We start from the raw sequence: 19,228 nt of genomic DNA on the forward strand, positions 1-19,228 counted from the left end.
ATAGCGGCCAGGTGTGTTGGCTGGGTTGCGTGTGAGCTACTGGGCTGTCTTCGTTGCGCTCAGCTTGGCGCGCAGCGGCCGGAAGGCCTCCCGCAACTCTTCGCTGAACAATTGAGGTTGCTCCCAGGAAGCGAAGTGGCCGCCCTTGTTAACCTCGCTGTAGTAGGAAAGTGATGGGTAAGCGCGTTGCGCCCAGCTCTTTGGCGCCTGATAGATCTCGTGCGGGAAGACCGTGATCGCCACCGGCACCTTGATGCTTGCGGTGTTCTGCGCGGCAGCGCTGAAATTGTTGTTGTTGTTTTCCCAGTAGAAACGCGATGACGATGCGCCTGCGTTCGTCAGCCAGTACAGGCTGATATCGTCCAGCATCTCGTCACGGCTCAATACCCGTTCAGGCTGGCCATCACTGTCCGTCCACGCGGCGATTTTTTCGTACATCCACGCCGCAGTTCCGGTAGGCGAATCGGCCAGCAGGTAACCGATAGTCTGCGGGCGCGTAACCATCATCGCGCCGTATGCTGCATTGCGGCCGAAGAAGGTGCTCAAGGAATCAAACGCCTTGCGTTCAGGCTCAGTGAGCCCGACAGGGGCCGGGTCACCACTATTGATCGGCTTGACCAATTCGGGCGGGATGGTGGCCGGCATGTTCAAGTGAATGCCCAACAGCCCCGGCGGACTCAGGCGGCCCAATGCATCCGATATGACCGAACCGTGATCTCCGCCCTGGGAAACATAGTGGGTATAACCCAGACGCTTGATGAGCACATCCCAAGCCTTCGCGACCCGATCCGGCCCCCAGCCCAATTCAGTTGGCTTACCGGAAAAACCGTGTCCCGGAATCGATGGAATGATCACGTCGAACGAATCTTCAACCTTACCGCCGTAAGCAACGGGATCCGTCAGCGGGCCGATCGTCTTCAGGAACTCAAACTGTGAGCCAGGCCATCCGTGTGTCAGAAGCAGCGGCATCGCGTTGGGGTTTGGCGAGCGAACATGGATGAATTGAATATCCACGCCGTCGATAGTCGTGATGAATTCAGGCAGCGCATTGAGCTTCGCTTCGGCCTTGCGCCAGTCATAGCCGCTGCCCCAATACTTCACCAGCGCCTGGACCTGGGCCAACTGCACGCCTTGGGAAACGTCATTGACGGTCTCTTTGTCCGGCCAGCGGGTCGCCGCAATGCGCTTTTTCAGATCGGTCAATTGCGCTTCATCGACGTGAATTCGATAAGGTCTAATCGATTCGGGATGGGTCGAGGCCGAGCTGGCAACTGACGCATCGGCGGCCGGGCCAGCAGCCCAGGCACCACCGCTGCTGGCTATCAGGGCCAACCCCAAAGCGCCCATTCTCACGGAAGAAGCCAGACAATGGCGCCAGGTGTAACCGAACGTAGCTGCAGGCATTTTGAATTTCCTATAAGTCATTGGTCGACAACGTCGCGAAACGCGCAGGGATAACCGCGAGTTAAATGAGTCATCCATTGGAAAAGGTTTGCGCCTTCTCGATGGGTTCATTTAAAGCCCCGCGGGTATCCCGTATGTGTCATCAACCGACTTAAAGGAATCGCTGTGTATCTATCCAAAGCGCAGATACAAAACGATACAAACCGACCACTCGCTCGTAAAAAAGCCAATGCCCCGACTTGTCGGGGCATTGGCTTTTCTGGGACCTGGAAAACATAAGGGCTTTTCAGCCCATCAAGCTCGGCAAAGGGCATAGAGACCGCGTCGATTGCCAGGCAGCATGACTTGGCTACCCAAGGAACAGGCAGATACCCCGCTCCACTTCACGCCCTACCACGCCTGCAAGAAACTGCAGAAATTTGCCCCTGATTCTGGTTAGCGTTCACCATCGTTTCTACCGCGTTAGCAATCTTATTGACGCTACTGCTGTTCAGCGACCAAGCAATCTCTTCAGCACCAGTAGAGCAACAGCCCCGATTGCCAGTGCAGCAACCGGTTTTTCTTTGACGAATGTAGAAACGCTGTCCAGTGCGTCACCATAGGTTTGCGTCAGTTGACCCGCAGCCTGGCGTCCAGCGCCCTCAGCTTCCAACTTCGAATCACCAAAAAGTTTCCCGACTGCGCTCTGCGCTTTGCCAGCAACCTTTTCTACAACGCCTTCTACCTGTTCGCTCTTCATGATTAACCAAACCTTCGTGTGTGATTGGGTAACCCAGGAAAACCCCGGGCTTGAGGCAACGTGCAAAGCGTTAGGTGGACAGGCTTAGTGATTAGTTCAAAGTTGATGAAGCTCACTTGGTCCAGATCAACCGATAAGTCTTCTTCCCTGTAGCGGCATCGTGATAGGGGTTTTCGCCCGGGACCTCTCGCGTGCGCACGCACGGGCGTCCCTCGCAGTCAATAATGGCAGCGTCACCACCCTGGCGTTTCAACGCTTGTATGTTTTGCTCAAGCGCCGCTAACTCTCGTTGCCTTTGCGCAATCTCATCGGTGCTGGGGACCGCAAAGAAAAACAGCAACGCCAGAGGCAATACCACACCTAGATGAATAGCGAAGATGCTGAGCCAGAATCGACGCTTAAGGCTGTCACTGGCGGCCTGGTACTTTTGCGCGGCATCAAGCGCCGCGGCATCGGCCTGTCTGAACCTGCCAACCAACTGCTCGGCCGCCTTTGAAGCCACTGAATCTGCGATCTGCGCCGCTGAAGCGCCCAGTATCGTCGGAATCTGTTGCAGGCTCTGCTCAACACGTTTTTCCAGATAGCCAAGGCGCGCAATCGCCTGCTCAGCGGCTTTTCTGTCATTTTCCGCTGCGCTCATGATGCCCTTGGCAGCAACGGCCATGGCCCGCAGGCTGAGGTCATTCTCGTTCACGTGTTCGTCCATGGGTCATTACCTTCCATATTCGGGGCCGTCGCGGTGTTTGGGACGCTTCATGCCTCGCTCCAATGCAGGCACAGATCGCTCCAGCTGCGGACCGCTCATTTCCAGCTCCAGCCATTGCCTGTGCGGCATACTCAAATCACAGACGTCTCGCAGCTGAACAAAATGCATTGCTCCACCTGCGCCCATGACCAGAAGCACACCACCTGCGCCCACCGGGTCGTCAGCTTGAATATTGCGTAAAAATCGCAGGTATATCTGTGAACGCTCGCGCATCATCGGGTCCAGGCCGCGAACAGCTTCGCGCGCGGTTTGCTCCACGAGTCGTTCAAGGCTTCCCGCGGACAACGCCAAGTGTTCTTCGTCGAAGGCGTCCAGATAAGGCACGGCTCGCGAAACCAAAGGCGTGTCGGTGTCATTGGCGCCCACCTCCACATACCAGTGCAGGCTTCTGGACGTTTCGACCAATACCTGATTCTCACCTGTCAGGGCGGCCATGAGTAAACGATGTCGTAGTCGTTCTTTTTTCAGGCTGGCGCCCTTCATCTTGAATTCGATCAAGCGCACGACACCTGGAAAGCTCAGCAGTACGTCAGCCAGCTCTTTGTCTGCAGGCGTCTGCTGTAGCAGGTTGACCACGCTTGGGATCGAGGTGTTTGCGTCTAGACATGACCGCACGGCGAATCCGAGACCGTACAGGAAGTTTCCTATCACGACGTTTTCATAGAGTTTCTTCGTTCGGTGACGTTTGTTCTGATGACCAACATCATCCTGATCTTGCTGGTTCAACGGCACTCCGTTACTCCTGATGCTTGGGATGAAGGACCTTATATATCTGCAAAACCACCCGCCTCATCGCCTCCTCAATCGTCCCTTCATTGCGACACATCACCCACCCCTGCCCCACCGCCGCTCGTTCAAAAGCCTCGGTACACACAACTTGCTCCTCCAGCTTAAACATCACCGTACTGCTCAGCCCGCGCCGTCGTGCTGCCGCCCGTGCCCAGGATATTTGCGCCGCGGTGACAACCCCCACGTGCAGGTCCGGCACTTGCACCTGCCGATTAATGTTCAGCTCAAGAATGTCTGCGAAGGGTATCAACCGACGAAACGCGGCATCAGACGGGTACCAGCGATCCATCAGGATGATGCTATCAGGTGGCTGTGCGGCCAGTACGTGCTGGGTAATCCAGCTGCGGCTGTCAGCAAAGCGCTCACACACCTCAAGTTCCAGATCCCGGCTGGGGTCTCTGGCGAATTTGTTAACCAGCGCCATCGTTTGCGCTCGATAGGGATCGCTCTTGCGCTCGCACAGTCGGACGACCTTTTTATTGTCGGCCCTCAACGCTGTCGTAACGGCCTCCAACAGCGTGGTTTTGCCGGTACCCTTGGGCCCATCCAACGAAATAAACAGCGCCCGAGTCATACGAGCGCTGCGTCATCGTTAAGGTTGTACAGTTCCATGGGGCCTCTAGTTTGAGCATTTGGGCAAATTGGACTTCATTATGGGGAACCCTATCGCCCAACGCGAGGCTGGACTGGCCGCCGCGCCCTCCCCGCGTCGACGGTCAGTCATTCAGCATCCGGCTTTGCGGCACGCCAGCCTCGTACCTCAACGCCCACGGCGCAATCAACCGCTGCGGGGTCTGGCAGGTTTTGCGTTTAAACACGAAGTTGCGGCATTTCTCGGCAAACTGCTGGCGATTTCCCACCATGTCGAATCGCATCTGTGCCAGTTCCTGCTCGCGACAGCGTTCAACTTGCTGAGTATCCAGCGTGGCTTTACGTGTGCGTGCATGAAGGTACTTATCATCGGTCAACGCACTGTCGGCCTGTTGCAAAAGCCACAAGCCAAATGCTTGTGGGCAACGCGGGCCGATGGCCTGAACCATGCCGTACTGCTGGGCCTGGATGGCGCTGATGGGCAGGCATTCTTCGGTAAGCTTATGCGCGATTTCGCTGCCCACGGCCCGTGGCAGGCTGTAGGTCCAGTATTCGGAGCCGTAGAGTCCCATGGTCTTGTAGTGCGGGTTGAGCACCACACCTTCGCGGGCCAATACAATGTCGGCGGCCAGCGCCAGCATCACACCGCCTGCGCCTGCGCTGCCGGTCAGGCCGCTGATCACCAGTTGCCTGGCAGTGAGCAGCTCCAGGCACACATCGTCGATGGCTTGAATGTTGGCCCAGGCTTCCAGCCCCGGCACGTCGGCGGCCTGGATGACGTTTAGGTGCACCCCATTGGAAAAGCTGCCGCGCCCGCCCTTGATCAGCAACACCCGGGTATCTCGCGCCTTGGCCCAGCGCAACGCTGCGACCAGCCGCTGGCATTGTTCGGTGCTCATGGCGCCGTTGTAGAACTCGAACGTCAGTTCGCCGACGTGGCCGAACTCTTGGTAGCGAATGGGTTGATAGACCCGCTCGTTGAACGCCTGGCAGGCGATTGAACTGTCCAGCACCGGCACCCCGGCCAACTGCTCAGCCAGAACGTGCCGTGCCGGTCGTTTGAAGGTCTCTGGGCCTTTGGGTTTGAGCGAGCCGATCCACAGGCTGTGATCTCCAGCCGCCACCAACACAGCGTCGTCCTGTACCGCGAGGATTTCTCCGGGAGTGCCCTGGCGGGCGTCCAAGTGCGCGTCGTAGAGGTAATATTGCCCGCCCAACAGGCTGGCCAACACGCCGGGCTGGCCATCGGCAGCGTCGAGGCTGCGTTTGATAAAGCCTGCGCAATCGAACCAACTGAAGGTGCGGTCGGCCTGGGTCATGTTCGGCTGCAAGCGCCCGATGACGCCGGGTTGGGTGTAATCGAGCGGTGTCGGGACGAATCCCTTGGCGAATTTCGCCACTACGTCACGAATGCAAACCATCGCGGCGTCGCTCACCACGCCGTTGTACAGCTCGGATTTGCGCACCTGGGCGGGCATGTCGAACTCACAGGTGGACCAGATTGGCCCGGCGTCCATTTCCTCCACCGCTTGCAAGGCGGTGACGCCCCAACGGCGGGCCTGCTGGGTGATGGCCCAGTCCAGCGCACTGGCGCCACGGTCGCCGACGATGCCCGGATGGATGATCACCACCGGGCGTTGCGGATGGCTCCACAGTTGATGCGGCACACGGTCCTTCAAAAATGGGCAGATCACCAGGTCGGCGCCAGACGCCTCGACCTGCTGGCATACCGTGGCTTGATCGGTGAACACCACAACGCTGGGGTCGTGACCCGCCTGGCGCAGATCCAGCCAGGCCCGTTGGGTTAAACCGTTGAATGCCGATGATAACAACAGGATCTTCAGTGATCGCATGGCTGACTCTTCCTTGAGAATGTGCGACCAGAGCAGCCCGTTGAGCCGTCCCTGGCCATCTATAAGCGCCCAAGGTTATAGAGCGAGCCAGCCTCCCCACCTGATCGAGATCAATAGATGAAAGCGGCTTATTTTTTCTGAATCACCGCGCAACCTACTCATCAAATGAACATGCCCTGCTCGGGTACGCCTTGTTAACCGTAACGGAGCCACGTTCATGTTCGAGAAACCGCATTACCTCATCAGTTTCATCCTCGACAACCAGCCACAAAGCCGCACGCTTGAGCACGATGCCGACACGCTGGACCCTCAATGGGCCGAGTCCCTGCTCAGGCAGCGCTTTGCAGAGCTCAAGGACGCGAAATTGAGCGACGTCCAGGTGCAAAAGCGCAACAAGCCCGCCGATGAAGGCCATGACATCCCAGGGCATTACCAGCAGCCCTGATTTACGTATCAGAAAACCGCTGCCCGTTTATCAATCACTGAATATTCGGAGGACCTATGAACCCGACAACTCAAGGTTTGCCCTGCGCCTGCCCAGGTTGCACCTGCCAGGTGACCCATGACACGCGTCACCAGCGCAACGGCAAAGCCTACTGCAGCCAGGCATGCGCCGACTTGCACCCACAGGGTCAAGCGTGCCCCAGTGCCGATTGCCATTGCGAGTCGAATGTGAAGGTGCGAGACCGCTCCGTCAGCGATAGCCAGCTCGACGAGGCGATCGAAGAAACCTTTCCTGCAAGCGATCCCATATCGCCTTGATCATTCAGCCCCGCTAGGAAAACGGGGGTTGCATCGTGGCTCTAGGGTCTAGCAGTTGACAGCCCCCGGCAAAAATCAACAACCTGCACGTCTCACCGCCCTGCCCTGAGGCTGCCCTTGGACTATTTCACCGCGCTCACCGCCTTCATCGAAGCCGCCGAAGGCAACAATTTCTCCCGTGCCGCCGAGCGCTTGGGGATCAAGGCCTCAACGGTTTCACGCTATGTGAAGGACCTCGAGCAGGACCTGGGCATAGCGCTGTTCAACCGCTCCACACGCACGCTGCATCTGACCGAAGGCGGCCAGACCTTCCTGATACACGCACGCAGAGTATTGGATGAACTGGAACACGCCAAGGCAGCCACGTCTGCGCTGAACCAGCATCCCCGGGGCGTGTTGAAACTCAACCTGCCACCGGCGTTTGCTCGCCATCACATCCTGCCGGCGTTGAATGACTTTCTGGCGCGCTACCCGCAGATCAGCGTGGAACTGGTGCTGGATAACAACAAGGTCAATTTGATTCATGCCGGCGTCGACTTGGCCATCCGCATTGGCGAGCTGGCCGATTCGGCGCTCAAGGCACGCAAGCTCAGCGACGGCCACTACCGCTTGGTGGTCAGCCCGGCGTTTGGCACGCAGCACCCTCCTCCGTCCACGCCCACGGACTTGGCCGGTGTGCCTGCGGTGCTGGGCACGGCGGCCACCGGCGATATCAGTTTTGTATCCGCCGGCCGCGCGCTCCCGTTGCAGCATGACGGCGTGATTCGAATCAATGACCTGGACGCGCAACTCATCGCCGTGCGCCAAGGCTTGGGCTTTGGGCTGTTGCCGGACTGGCTGGTGGCACGAAGTATCGAGGCCGGCGAGTTGGCAGTGTGGCTGCCCGAATGGCACATCCAGGGCGTGGAGCGGGCGTTTGCGGTGTGGTTTGTGTACCCGCCCAAGCGCATCGTGTCATCGAAGGTCCGGTGTTTTATCGACTTTATCGTTGAACGACTGGGCGAAACACCGGACTGGAAGTGACTCAACTGAAGCGGATATCCAGCGCACGCAAGTAGGTTTGCAGCCCCGCATCCTGAATCGGGATCAGGAACGCCTCGCTATCCGATTCATTAAAATGCGCATGCCAGTAACCGGGTGGTGTGACAAACGCCAGGCCGGGCGACCAGTCGACCCGCTGCGGGTTACGGATTTGCCCATCCGCGTCCAGCTCGGTGCCCACCAATGAATAACAGCCCTTGGGGCAATCAATAATGAAGTCCAGTGCAATCGACTGATGCCGATGGGGTTTCTGCACCGATCCCGCCGGCAGAATCCCGTACATGGCCCACAGCACGTGAGTCACCGTGCGCGTCTGCGGGAAATGACGGTTCCCCAGCAGGATGCTGATGCGGCTGCGGTCCTGTGCCCTGGGATCATCGGCCGCTTCACGCAACTTCGCGTTGGCCAGCGCTGCTGGGTACAGGGTCGGCGCAAAGCGATCGGCGCGGGGTGTCACCCCCAGGTAACGCAGCAACGGCTCATCGTGAACATAGTAAAGACGTGCATCCTCGCGGGCACTGAAGTGCGCCTGCTGTAATCCCGGTAGGGCAATAAAGCAGCCCTTGGACCATTGAATCTCATACTCCCCCTGAACCACGCTGCCCTGCCCGGCAATCACGTAGAACACCTGGGAAGTGGCGTTGGGTTGCAGGGTCAGTGTGTCACCACGGTTAAGGCGCATGAAGTTTGCGCACAACCCGGGGCCGGTGGCGGGGCCTTCGCAGCCCAAAGCCTCGCTGAGGTCCAGCGGTACCACGCGGGAGGGGCCATTGTCATACAGCGAGGCGGGAAAGCTGTGGTAGGGAATGCGGGAAATCAGGTTGGCACTGATGGGGTTCGCCGCCTTGCTGTACTCGAAGTACTCGGCGTCCACTTGGTTGATATCCGTCAGTGCGGGGTCCAATTCACGGTTCATCAGGCTCACCTCAGTCTTGGGCTGGATCGCGCAGCGCGGTTGAAGCGCTGCACGGGGTGAGTGGACTATAGGCATTGCCCACTGGCGGATGAATGCCTGTGACGGCACAGCAGTTATGCGAAACGGGGCAGTTAACGCAACTGGAACCAGGTGGTTTTCAGTTGCGTGTACTTATCAAACGAATGCAGCGACAAATCGCGCCCGAACCCCGACTGTTTGCCGCCGCCAAACGGCACGGTCACATCCAGCGCATCAATGGTGTTGACCGACACGGTGCCGGCGTTCAGGGCACGGGCCACGCGATGCGCACGGTTCAGGTCATCACTCCACACCGATGCCGCCAGGCCGTAGAGGCTGTCGTTGGCTTGCTGTATCGCCTGTTCTTCGGTATCGAAGGCACTCACCGCCAGCACGGGGCCAAACACCTCCTCACGGGAAAGGCTCATATCTGCGGTGACGTTGGCGAATATCGTCGGCTGGATGAAGTTTGAACAACCCTCGATGTTCAACTGTTGGCCACCGGTCAACAGCGTGGCACCGTCTGCGCGAGCTTGCCCGATGGCTTGCATGATGCGTGCGGTTTGCCCGCTGTCGACAATTGCACCGGCTGCGCTGGCAGGGTTCAGTGGGTTGCCGGGCATCCAGGCGTGGGATTTATCGATCAGCCGCTCGATGAACTCGTCGTGGATGCAGCGTTGCACGTAGAGGCGCGAATTGGCCGAACACACCTCGCCCTGGTTGAAGAAAATCCCGAAGGCCGCCTTCTCCGCCGCCAGGTCCAGGTCCTGACAGTCTGCAAACACCAGGTTCGGGCTCTTGCCACCACACTCCAGCCACACCTGTTTGAGGTTGGACTGTGCGGAGTACTGCATGAAGTACTTGCCCACTTGGGTCGAACCGGTAAACACCAGGCAATCGACGTCCGGGTGCAACCCCAGTGCCTTGCCAGCGCCATCGCCCATGCCTGGCACCACGTTCAGCACGCCCTCGGGGACGCCCGCCTCGAGCGCCAGTTGGGCCAGGCGCAGGGCGGAAAACGGCGATTGCTCAGCGGGCTTGAGTACCACGCTATTGCCTGCCGCCAAGGCGGGTGCCAGTTTCCAGGCGGCCATGTCCAGCGGAAAATTCCATGGCACCACGGCTGCAATCACACCCAGGGCTTCGCGGGTGATGGTCGCCAACGCGTCGTGGGCAGTCGGCGCGACCTGATCGTAGAGCTTGTCCAGGGCTTCACCGTACCAGGCGAACACGTGCGCAGCGCCGGGGACGTCCACGTTGTAGGCATCCATTACCGGCTTGCCCATGTTCAAGGAATCCAGCAATGCGAGTTCTTCGCGGTGGGTCATCAACAGGTCGGCGAGTTTGATCAGGACTTTTTTGCGTTCGCCTGGAGGCATGCGCCGCCACGGGCCGTTCTCAAAGGCGCGGCGTGCGGAGCGCACTGCCAGGTCGACCTCCGCTGCACCGCAGGCGGCGACCTGCGCAAGGACTCGGTTAGTCGCCGGGTTGATGGTGTCGAAGGTCGCCCCGCAGAGTGCACCTACGGGATGGCCGTCGATCAGGGCGGTGCTGATGAAGGTTTGGCGAGCAGCGCGTTGCTGCCAATAGTCTAGGTTGAACATGTTGTATTCCTGAAGCGGGGTATGGATCCAACATCCTGGCCGGCCCTGAGGGCGCCATCGGGGGCAAGCCCCCTCCCACATGAGCCCAGGTGTGTCAGTTGTATAAGTGGGTGGCTATTTCGCTTATTCGGCCATGTGCAATTCCGGCATCCCCACCCGGAACCCTCGGGTGAGGCACAGCAAACACAGCAGCCCCAGGCCCATCCAGCCCAGGCCGATGGTGAACGACAGGCCGGACAGGCTCGTCCACAACCACAGCGTGCTGAGAAACCCCAGGCCCGGCAGGGCGGCGTACAGCAGATAGTTGCGTGTGCCGCGCAGCTTCTGGTCGCCCAGGTAATGCTTGATCACGGCCAGGTTCACCGCCGAAAACGCGAACAGCGCGCCAAAGCTGATCATGTTGGCCACGGTGTCCAGGCTGATAAACAGCGCAATCAGCGAAAACAGGCTGACCAGCATGATCGCATTGGCCGGCACGCGTTTTTTCGTCACCAGCTTGCCGAATACCCTGGGCAATGCGCCGTCGCGGCCCATGGCGAACAGCACCCGGGACACGCTGGCCTGGGAGACCATCGCGGAAGCGAAACAACCCGCCACGTAGGTGGCGGTAAATGCACTCACCAGCAGCTCACCGCCGACCCGACGCATCACATCCACCGAAGCCGCGTCGGGATCGGCGAAACTGTTCCATTCCGGGAAGACCATCTGGGCGCAATACGACACCACCAGAAACAGCAACCCACCGATCAGCGACACCGCCATGATTGCCTGCGGAATGGTACGGCGTGGGTCCGGCGTCTCCTCGGCCAGGGTCGATACCGCATCAAACCCCAGGAACGACAGGCACAGCACCGCCGCGCCGGTCATGATCAGCGGCACACTGAAGCCTTCATGGTGAAACGGCATGAGCAGCGACACCGGCTCGGCTTGCCCGCTGAGGTTGTGGATCGACAACCCCACGAACACCACGATGAACACCAGTTGGGCCACGATCAGCACCCAATTGACCCGGGTAATCGACTCGATACCCACCAGATTGAGCGCCGTCACCAGGGCAATGGAGCCCAATACCCATACGGCGGTGGGCACGGTAGGAAAGTATTCGGACAAGTAGATGCCGATCAGCAAATAGCTGAGCAGCGGCAGGAAGATGTAGTCCAGCAGCAAGGTCCAGCCGGCGATAAAGCCGAAGGAGGCGCCAAACGCCTTGCGCGTATAGGTGTAGACCGAGCCCGAATACGGGTGCGCCTTGACCATGCACCCATAGCTGTAGGCCGTCAGCAGCATGGCAGCCAGGGTCAACAGGTAGGCGGTGGCCAGATGCCCTTTGGTCATCTGGGTGACCAGGCCGTAGGTGGTGAACACCGCCAGCGGCACCATATACGCCAGGCCGAACAGTACAAGCCCGACAAGGCCCAGGGGTTGTCGAAAGCGGCGCGATGAGGTCAGTTGGGTTGAGGTTTGATCGGCGGGAGTATCGGCTACGTTTGTTATTGTATTCATTGCTGACTCCTGGAAAGTGGAATGCAGGGCACCGCGGCGTTCGATCAAATCGACACCGTTGATGAGTCATCCATTGGGAGCGGTGGGCAGGCCGCTATGGGGCGCCCACCCTGTTCAACCGAGCGGCATGCAGGGGCTCAGCCCTTCACAGTTTTCCCGCGATCCGTGCGGTGCGGTCCACCGCAATGCGGGTTTTGTCGACCAGCTCATCAAGCTCCGCGCGGCTGGCCACCAGGGCCGGCGCCATGATCATACGGCCCAGGGTCGAGCGAATAATCACGCCTTCTTCGAAGCCAAACGTGCGGCATTGCCAGGCCAGGTCGTTTTCATTGGCAAAGCGTTTGCGCGTGCCCTTGTCCTCGACAAACTGCAAGGCTGCCAGCAAGCCGGTACCCTGGATCTCGCCGATCAGCGGGTGGTTACCAAAGACTTCATGCAGGAGCGTGTGCAAATACGGCCCGGTGTCGTCCTTCACCTGGCGCACGATCCCTTCGTCACGCAGCGCCTTGAGGTTGGCCAGGGCCACCGCCGCCGCAACCGGGTGCCCGGAATACGTCAGTCCATGGGCAAACACCCCGCCCCGCTCCACCAGGGCTTCGGCCATGCGTTTGCTCAATACCAAACCGCCCATGGGCAGGTAACCTGAGGTCAGGCCCTTGGCGATCGACAACGTGTCGGGTTCGAAGCCGAAATGCTGATGGGCAAACCACTCACCTGTACGACCGAAACCGCCAATCACTTCATCAGCGCACAGCAGCACATCGTATTGGCGACAGATACGCTGGATCTCTGGCCAGTAGCTTTCTGGCGGAAAAATCATGCCGCCGGCGCCCTGGAAAGGTTCAGCGATAAAACCGGCGACGTTTTGCGCGCCCAACTCCAGAATCTTTTCTTCCAGTTGCAGGGCGCAGCGCCGCCCGAACTCGGCCGGGGTCAAGTCACCACCCTGGGCGTACCAATAAGGCTCGTCAATGTGCGCGACGTCCGGGATCAAGCCGCCCATTTCATGCATGAATTTCATGCCGCCCAGGGCAGACGCCGCCAGGGTGGAGCCGTGATAGCCGTTCCAGCGACCGATCATGATCTTCTTCTGCGGCTTGCCGAGCACTTGCCAGTAGCGGCGTACGGTGCGGATCAGCACCTCATTGGCTTCGGAACCGGAGTTGGTGTAGATCACATGGCTGTAGTGCCCTGGCAACAGGCTGAACAGCAACTCGGACAGCTCGATCACCGCCGGATGGGTGGTGTGAAAGAACATGTTGTAGTACGCCAACTGATCCATCTGCGCAGCCGCCGCAGAGGTCAGGTCCTTGCGGCCATAACCCAGCTGCGTACACCACAGGCCCGACATCCCGTCCAGGTAACGCTTACCCTCGCTGTCCCACAGGTACAGGCCCTCACCGCGGACCATTACGCGTGGGCCTTCGGCATTCAGCGCCTTTTGATCCACAAAGGCATGGATATGGTGCGCCGCGTCCGAGGCCTGGTAGTCCTGGGTCTGGCGTTGCGGTTCAAAGGGTAGGTTCATGGCTTTTTCTCTTGTTGTGGGTGGTCATGCAGTCGGTCAACGGCTTTTGCTCATGTAGCGTTCGAGGGGGTCTTTGCTCAGCCCGCCCTGGGCCTCGGCCAACGAGTCGATAAACAGGGAAAACAGTTCCGATTGCGTGCCGATGTCGAGCTTGCTGTAGATGTGCTTGCGATGGGACTTGATAGTGTCTTCGGAGACTCCGAGGCGCTCGGCCAGCGAACGTGTGGAGTGGCCGCGCAGGATCAACTGGGTGATCCGGCATTCGCGTTCGGTGAGCAGCGACGAGCCGAAGTTGTTTAGTGCCGAGTGAATACGCTGTTCCAACAGGCTTTCGAAGCGCGCGCCCTGAGTCTCCAGGCCGGCGAAGTGCTTGCCCAGCACCGCCAGTACCCAAGGTGCTATGCGCTTGAATTGCTCGGTGGTGGCCGCGTCGAGCTTTTGCGTAAAGGCCAGCGACACCGCCAGGCTCAAGCCGTTGCTCGCCTGCAGGATGTAGTTGAGCTCATCCTCCAGATGCGAATGCCGGTAAAACGACTGGTAGTACTCGCTGTGCTCGAAGTGATCGGGGGCTACGTCGGCGAGGTCGTAGCAGCCGGAAGCCGCCCCCTCCACGCAGGCGCCGTAGAACGGGTCGAGCAAGTAAAACCCGGAGAGGTACTGGCGCACATTGCCCTGGGGCAGCCATGGCCCGTCCAGTTCGAACACTGCGCTGGGCATGCCGTCGTGGGGGTACAGGTACAAGGTCGTGGCCTGAATGGGGCGGATACACCCCAGGGCATCGAACAACGTGGCGGCAAACCCCGCGTGCCCGATGCTCTCGGTCACCCTGGCTATCTGTTCGAACCACTGGGCTGAAGACAGTCGATCATTATCCACTTCGAAGACTCGCCGTCATAACGGTTGGGTGCGACACCAGGTCACTGGCGCCGGGGACTGAAGTGATAGTCCCACACCCGCAAAGTCATCGAAATCACCCCTTAGGGTGAGGGGGGGCGCTGGAACCTCGGAATCGCCAAGCCCAGGCTTTCACGCAAGGTCGAGCCCTCGTAGGCCGTGCGATAAACACCGCGCTCCTGCAGCAAAGGGATCACCTCCTGAGTAAAGCGATCAAATTGCCCAGGGTGCCCGATGTAGATATTGAACCCATCCACCGCCCGCGCCTGGAACCAATCCGCCATTTTCTGCGCCACCGTGGCGGCGCTGCCCACGAACGCGCCTGGGCGTAATTGCCGGCCAAATTCGACGGCCTGGCGCAGGGTAAAGCCCTTTTCCCGGGCCTGGTCTGCGATGCGTTTGGCTGCGGTGAAAAAACTGCTGCGCGCGGCCTCCAGGCTCTCTTGCGGGAACGGCGCGTCCAGGTCGTATTGGCTGAAATCATGCCAACCAAAATTGCGCCCGAACTCCTTGAGCGCCAGCGCGAAACTGTGGTCGAGCTGATGGTAGTGCTGCTCGATTTCCCGGGCATGGGCATCGGTGTCGCCCACGTAAATTTCCGCACCGGGCATGATCAGTACCTGTTCCGGATCGCGCCCCCGTTGTGCCGCCCTACCCTTGATATCCCGGTAAAACGCCTGGCCCTGCTCGATACTGGCTGCGTGGGTGAAGATCACATCGGCGGTGGCGGCGCCCAGGTCACGGCCTTGTTCGGAGTCGCCAGCCTGGAATATCACCGGTTGGCCCTGGGGGGAGCGCTGGATATTCAGCGGGCCCACCACCGAAAAGTGTTCGCCCTGGTGGTTCAGGCTGTGCAGCTTGCTCGGGTCGAGAAACTGCCCAGTGGCACGGTTGCGCACAAACGCATCGTCTTCGTAAGAGTTCCACAGCCCCTGTACCACCTGAACGTGTTCGGCGGCACGCCCGTAGCGGGTGGCATAGTCGTAATGTTCGTCGCGGCTGTAATTGCCGGCGGTACCGGCATCGCCACTGGTCACCACGTTCCAGCCGGCGCGGCCTTTGCTGATCAGGTCCAGGGAGGCCAGGCGCCGGGCGACGTTATACGGCGAGTTATACGAGGTCGTCAGCGTACCGACCAGGCCGATATGCCGCGTGCTCACGGCCAGTGCCGACAGCAACGTCAGCGGCTCCAGGCGATTGAGGTAATGGGAGGGCGAGCCTTCGGTGATGAACTGGCTGTCGACGATGAACATTAGGTCGAACAGCGCCGCCTCGGCCTGGCGCGCTATCTCGATGTACCAATCGACGTTGACGCTGGCATCGGCCGGCAATTGCGGATCAAGCCACAGGTTATGGCGGCCCGGCCCACCGCAGCCCATGGTCAGGGCGCCCAGTTTGAGCTGTCTTTTAGTCATTGCGCAGTAGTCCTTCAAGCGGTCAGGGCTGGGTGGTGGCGACGGCGGGTTGCAAGGCGGCCGCGAATGAAGGGTCGAACAACGTGGCGGCCGAGTAAGACTTGACCAGGCCCAGGCCGGCAAAAAAGTCCACGGTCTTTTGCGCCTCGATGGGCGCCTGAGGCGTCAGCGGCTCGACGGTGGTGCGTGCGCGGGCAAACCAGACGCGGGCGATGTCGGCATCAGCGCGGGTGCGCTTGGCCCAGGCATCGGCATACGCGTTGGCGTTGGCCGGGCTTTGGCGCGCCCAGTCGCGGGCTTTTTTCAGGCGCTGGAGAAAGTCACTGATGGGTTCACGCTTGGCCTCGACAGCACTGGCGTTGGCGGCAATGAAACTCTGGGCCGGGATCAAGTCTTCAGCGGTTGCCAACACCCGCGCACCTTGGCGTTCCTGTTGCGTGACGTAGGGTTCCCAGGTGGCGATCACGTCAACCGCACCGCCTTCCAGCGCGTGGGAGGCATCCAGGGCGCTGAGGTAGCGCCATTGCAGCGAATCCCGCGCAACCCCGGCCTTGTCCAGTGCGGTCAGCAACAGTTGCTGGCTCCAGGAACCTTTCCAGATCGCAGCGCGCTTGCCTGCCAGATCGGCCAGGCTGTGGATCGACGAGTCTTTTTTTACCAGGATGGCTACGCCGTCGAGATTTTGCCGGCTGACGGCAATCACTTTGATCGGTGCACCCAAGGCGCCCAGGAACAACACCGGGGCATCCCCGAGCAGGCCCAGGTCCAGGCTGCCGACGTTGAGCGCTTCGGCCACCGGCGACCCGGCCGTGAACTGCTTCCAGTCCAGCGTGTAAGGCAGGTCATCGAGCACCCCCGCCGCTTCCATCACGGCCTGGGCGTTGTAGCTCTGGTCGCCGACCACCAGGGTTTGCGCCTGCGCCGTCAGACACAGCAAAGAGGCGGCCAACCCGGCCGCCAGGGTTTTGAGGTAACGCACGTTCGTCTCCAGATGCCTTGTGGGGCATTCAAATCGATCCGCACGCACGGTCTCGGTTTTAAAAAGCTTTTATCTGTGGCGATTGAGCTTGCTCCCGCTGGGCTGCGTAGCGGCCCCATGCTCCTGAAAAAGAGCAGGGCCGCTTCGCGCCCCAGCGGGAGCAAGCTCCCTCGCCACAGGTTTTTGGGTGTCCGAGCTATTTTCGTAGTGTTGAAGGCGAGATGTAAAATACTGATAACGCATAACCTAATTCATTAATAATGCGCATATCGCATCACGCTAGCGCGGCAATTCAACCCGGGCCACCAACCCCGAACCACGCCGATTGCTCAGGCTCAGCTCACCGCCCTGCTCGCGCACAATGGCCCGCGCCGCCGAGAGCCCAAGCCCCACCCCACCGGTATTGCGGTTGCGTGAGGTCTCGAGACGAAAGAACGGGTCGAACACCCGTTCCAGGTCCGCCTCGGGAATCCCCGGGCCCTCATCGTTGACTTCGATGCACACCCTCTGATCGTCAACACTCAGAGCAATGCCGGGGTGCCGGGCGTACTTGGCGGCATTTTCCAGCAGGTTGACCACCACCCGTTTAAGCGCCAATGGCCGGCCGTGATAGACCAGATGGGGCGGCCCCCGGAAGTCGACCGTCAGCTGCTGGTCGCGATAGTCGTCGATGATGGTTTGCAGCAGTTCCGACAGATCGAATGCCGTGCTGTGCTCCAGCACCGTATCGTCGCGGAAAAACGCCAGCGCGGCGTTGATCATCGACTGCATTTCCTCGACATCGCGAATCAGCTTGTGCTGATGGTCCAGATCCTCCATGAACTCGCAGCGCAGGCGTATTCGCGTCAAAGGCGCGCGCAAGTCATGGGAAATGGCTGCCAGCATCTGGGTGCGTTCGCCGATGAAGTGCTGGATTTGCGCCTGCATGGTGTTGAAGGCGATAGTGGCCTGGCGTATTTCGTCGGGGCCTTCGATGTCGATGGGCGGTGCGCGCAGATCGCCGCCGAAGCGTCTGGCGGCACTGGCGAAACGCTGCAATGGCTTGGCCAATTGCCGGGTGGCCACCCAGGCGACCAGCAAGGTGGCGATCAACCCCAGGATGATGATCACCGCAATCCGCGTGGGTGCGCTCAGGCCCCAACTGCGTTCGGGTGGGATAAAGGACAACCAGCTGCCATCAAGTAACTGCACCAGCGCGACATAATGCGCGTCGGGGCTGCCACGGGGCCAATCGTCCGGGCTGTACACCTGAATGGTGCGCCCCGTGCCAAACAACGCCTGTATCCCCGGGACTTCGCCCGCCTGTAGCACGTTGCCGCCGCTGGGCAGGCCGAAATCCACGGGGTCGGTATGCCACGTCACCTGCAACCGGGCATCGCTGGCCGCTGCCGCCAGATGCGAGCGCAACGGCGCAGGCGCCGCCTCGATCACTTTCAACGTCGCGGCCATTTGTTCCAGCAACCCCGTGCGGTCGATGGGCGGACGCGCCCACACCCCGGCCACCTGCACGAACAAGGCATTGAGGGCCAGTGAGGCGAGCATCGCGGCGAGAATGGTCAGGGCGATCCGCCGGTTCAGGGTGTCGCGGCGCAGCAGGCGGCGAATCATGCGCGGGTCACCGGGGCAGTGAACAGATAGCCGCCATTGCGCACGGTGCGGATCAGGTCCGGGCGCTTGCAATCGGGCTCGATCTTGCGCCGCAGCCGGCTGACCTGCACGTCGATGCTGCGGTCGAAGGCGTCGTGGCCCTGGCCGTGGGTCAGGTCGATCAACTGGTCGCGGGTGAGAATGCGCTGGGGGTGTTCGAGAAACACTACCAGCAGGTCGAACTCGCCACCGGACAACGGGATCATGACGCCCTCCGGCGAACGCAGCTCGCGACAGGTGATATCCAGATGCCAACCGGCGAAGGCAATCACCGGGCGTGAGCGCTCGTCGGCCGCGATGACCGGCTGTCCCGCACGCCGTTGCACAGCGCGCAGGCGGGCCAGCAATTCGCGCGGGGCGAAGGGTTTGGTCAGGTAGTCGTCGGCGCCCAGCTCCAGGCCAACAATGCGGTCGCTCAGCTCGCCCATGGCCGTGAGCATGATGATAGGGATGCCGAACTGCGCCCGCACTTTCTGGCAGAGGCTGAGGCCGCCTTCGCCGGGCAACATGAGGTCGAGGATGATCGTGTCCGGCCGCTGTTGTGCGACGGCCGCCCACATGGCCTCGCCGTCGGCGGCCACGTCGACTTCATAGGCGTGCTGGACGAAGAATTTCTTCAGCAATGCCAGCACTTCCACGTCGTCATCGACGATCAGCAGTCTGCTCACGTTCACAGATTCCCAGGCCAAAAAAAGAACGACATCTAAAACCATTCCGGCGCCGGGGTCATTTATTTCAATCGAGCAACATTCCTTCGCCACGGACACAACCCGGACATC

At 60.3% G+C, this 19,228-nt stretch carries 18 protein-coding genes; 3 read left to right on the forward strand and 15 right to left on the reverse strand.

Going from position 1 to position 19,228, the window contains the following annotated elements:
* Nucleotides 1–36: 36 nt before the first annotated feature.
* The 6 genes from AC07S6_RS03835 to AC07S6_RS03860 all read right to left on the reverse strand — a co-directional run bounded on the left by AC07S6_RS03835 (nucleotide 37) and on the right by AC07S6_RS03860 (nucleotide 6,142).
* Entirely contained in the window at nucleotides 37–1,404 is a 1,368-nt protein-coding gene (locus tag AC07S6_RS03835; RefSeq protein WP_495111746.1) for an epoxide hydrolase family protein, read from the reverse strand.
* A gap of 490 nt (nucleotides 1,405–1,894) precedes the next feature.
* Entirely contained in the window at nucleotides 1,895–2,143 is a 249-nt protein-coding gene (locus tag AC07S6_RS03840; RefSeq protein ID WP_014718439.1) for a CsbD family protein, read from the reverse strand.
* Between the two features lie 112 nt (nucleotides 2,144–2,255).
* Complete coding sequence (locus AC07S6_RS03845) at nucleotides 2,256–2,849, reverse strand: hypothetical protein (RefSeq protein WP_495111747.1); 594 nt, start codon at nucleotides 2,847–2,849, stop codon at nucleotides 2,256–2,258.
* A 6-nt stretch (nucleotides 2,850–2,855) separates the two neighbouring features.
* Nucleotides 2,856–3,635 (reverse strand): hypothetical protein, encoded by a 780-nt coding sequence (locus tag AC07S6_RS03850; protein WP_138763784.1) that lies wholly within the window; start codon nucleotides 3,633–3,635, stop codon nucleotides 2,856–2,858.
* A gap of 10 nt (nucleotides 3,636–3,645) precedes the next feature.
* The gene (locus AC07S6_RS03855; RefSeq protein WP_495111748.1) at nucleotides 3,646–4,272 is read right to left on the reverse strand and encodes a dTMP kinase; all 627 of its coding nucleotides are present in this window, start codon (nucleotides 4,270–4,272) and stop codon (nucleotides 3,646–3,648) included.
* A gap of 142 nt (nucleotides 4,273–4,414) precedes the next feature.
* Nucleotides 4,415–6,142 (reverse strand): hydrogenase maturation protein, encoded by a 1,728-nt coding sequence (locus AC07S6_RS03860; RefSeq protein ID WP_495111749.1) that lies wholly within the window; start codon nucleotides 6,140–6,142, stop codon nucleotides 4,415–4,417.
* Between the two features lie 217 nt (nucleotides 6,143–6,359).
* Between AC07S6_RS03860 and AC07S6_RS03865 the strand changes: the two genes are divergently transcribed.
* The 3 genes from AC07S6_RS03865 to AC07S6_RS03875 all read left to right on the forward strand — a co-directional run bounded on the left by AC07S6_RS03865 (nucleotide 6,360) and on the right by AC07S6_RS03875 (nucleotide 7,927).
* Nucleotides 6,360–6,587, forward strand: a complete 228-nt coding sequence (locus AC07S6_RS03865; protein ID WP_003191203.1) for a hypothetical protein — start codon at nucleotides 6,360–6,362, stop codon at nucleotides 6,585–6,587.
* Nucleotides 6,588–6,643: 56 nt separating this feature from the next.
* Nucleotides 6,644–6,904: a metallothionein gene (locus tag AC07S6_RS03870; RefSeq protein ID WP_014718436.1), complete on the forward strand. Its 261-nt coding sequence runs from the start codon at nucleotides 6,644–6,646 to the stop codon at nucleotides 6,902–6,904.
* A gap of 117 nt (nucleotides 6,905–7,021) precedes the next feature.
* On the forward strand, nucleotides 7,022–7,927 hold the full coding sequence (locus AC07S6_RS03875) for a LysR family transcriptional regulator (protein WP_495111750.1): 906 nt from the start codon (nucleotides 7,022–7,024) through the stop codon (nucleotides 7,925–7,927).
* Nucleotide 7,928: 1 nt separating this feature from the next.
* On the opposite strand, the gene AC07S6_RS03880 is transcribed toward AC07S6_RS03875, so the two are convergent.
* The 9 genes from AC07S6_RS03880 to AC07S6_RS03920 form a co-directional block, all read right to left on the reverse strand.
* Nucleotides 7,929–8,861 (reverse strand): cupin domain-containing protein, encoded by a 933-nt coding sequence (locus AC07S6_RS03880; RefSeq protein WP_072434559.1) that lies wholly within the window; start codon nucleotides 8,859–8,861, stop codon nucleotides 7,929–7,931.
* 131 nt (nucleotides 8,862–8,992) lie between these two features.
* Entirely contained in the window at nucleotides 8,993–10,483 is a 1,491-nt protein-coding gene (locus AC07S6_RS03885) for an aldehyde dehydrogenase (protein ID WP_495111751.1), read from the reverse strand.
* 123 nt (nucleotides 10,484–10,606) lie between these two features.
* Nucleotides 10,607–11,986 carry an APC family permease gene (locus tag AC07S6_RS03890; RefSeq protein WP_495111752.1) on the reverse strand — a complete coding sequence of 460 codons (1,380 nt, stop codon included), beginning with the start codon at nucleotides 11,984–11,986 and terminating at the stop codon, nucleotides 10,607–10,609.
* A gap of 145 nt (nucleotides 11,987–12,131) precedes the next feature.
* Entirely contained in the window at nucleotides 12,132–13,514 is a 1,383-nt protein-coding gene (locus AC07S6_RS03895; protein WP_495111753.1) for an aspartate aminotransferase family protein, read from the reverse strand.
* A 36-nt stretch (nucleotides 13,515–13,550) separates the two neighbouring features.
* Nucleotides 13,551–14,390 carry a helix-turn-helix transcriptional regulator gene (locus AC07S6_RS03900; protein ID WP_032873985.1) on the reverse strand — a complete coding sequence of 280 codons (840 nt, stop codon included), beginning with the start codon at nucleotides 14,388–14,390 and terminating at the stop codon, nucleotides 13,551–13,553.
* Between the two features lie 101 nt (nucleotides 14,391–14,491).
* Nucleotides 14,492–15,823, reverse strand: a complete 1,332-nt coding sequence (locus AC07S6_RS03905; protein WP_495111754.1) for an LLM class flavin-dependent oxidoreductase — start codon at nucleotides 15,821–15,823, stop codon at nucleotides 14,492–14,494.
* Nucleotides 15,824–15,845: 22 nt separating this feature from the next.
* Nucleotides 15,846–16,802 (reverse strand): ABC transporter substrate-binding protein, encoded by a 957-nt coding sequence (locus AC07S6_RS03910; RefSeq protein WP_034127415.1) that lies wholly within the window; start codon nucleotides 16,800–16,802, stop codon nucleotides 15,846–15,848.
* A 279-nt stretch (nucleotides 16,803–17,081) separates the two neighbouring features.
* The gene (locus AC07S6_RS03915; protein WP_495111755.1) at nucleotides 17,082–18,410 is read right to left on the reverse strand and encodes an ATP-binding protein; all 1,329 of its coding nucleotides are present in this window, start codon (nucleotides 18,408–18,410) and stop codon (nucleotides 17,082–17,084) included.
* Nucleotides 18,407–19,117, reverse strand: coding sequence for a response regulator (locus tag AC07S6_RS03920; RefSeq protein WP_371264155.1), 711 nt, complete (start codon nucleotides 19,115–19,117; stop codon nucleotides 18,407–18,409). Before AC07S6_RS03920 ends, AC07S6_RS03915 begins: the two co-directional genes overlap by 4 nt.
* Between the last annotated feature and the right edge of the window lie 111 nt (nucleotides 19,118–19,228).

The sequence above is a fragment of the Pseudomonas sp. GW821-FHT07B01 genome, assembly GCF_059419065.1.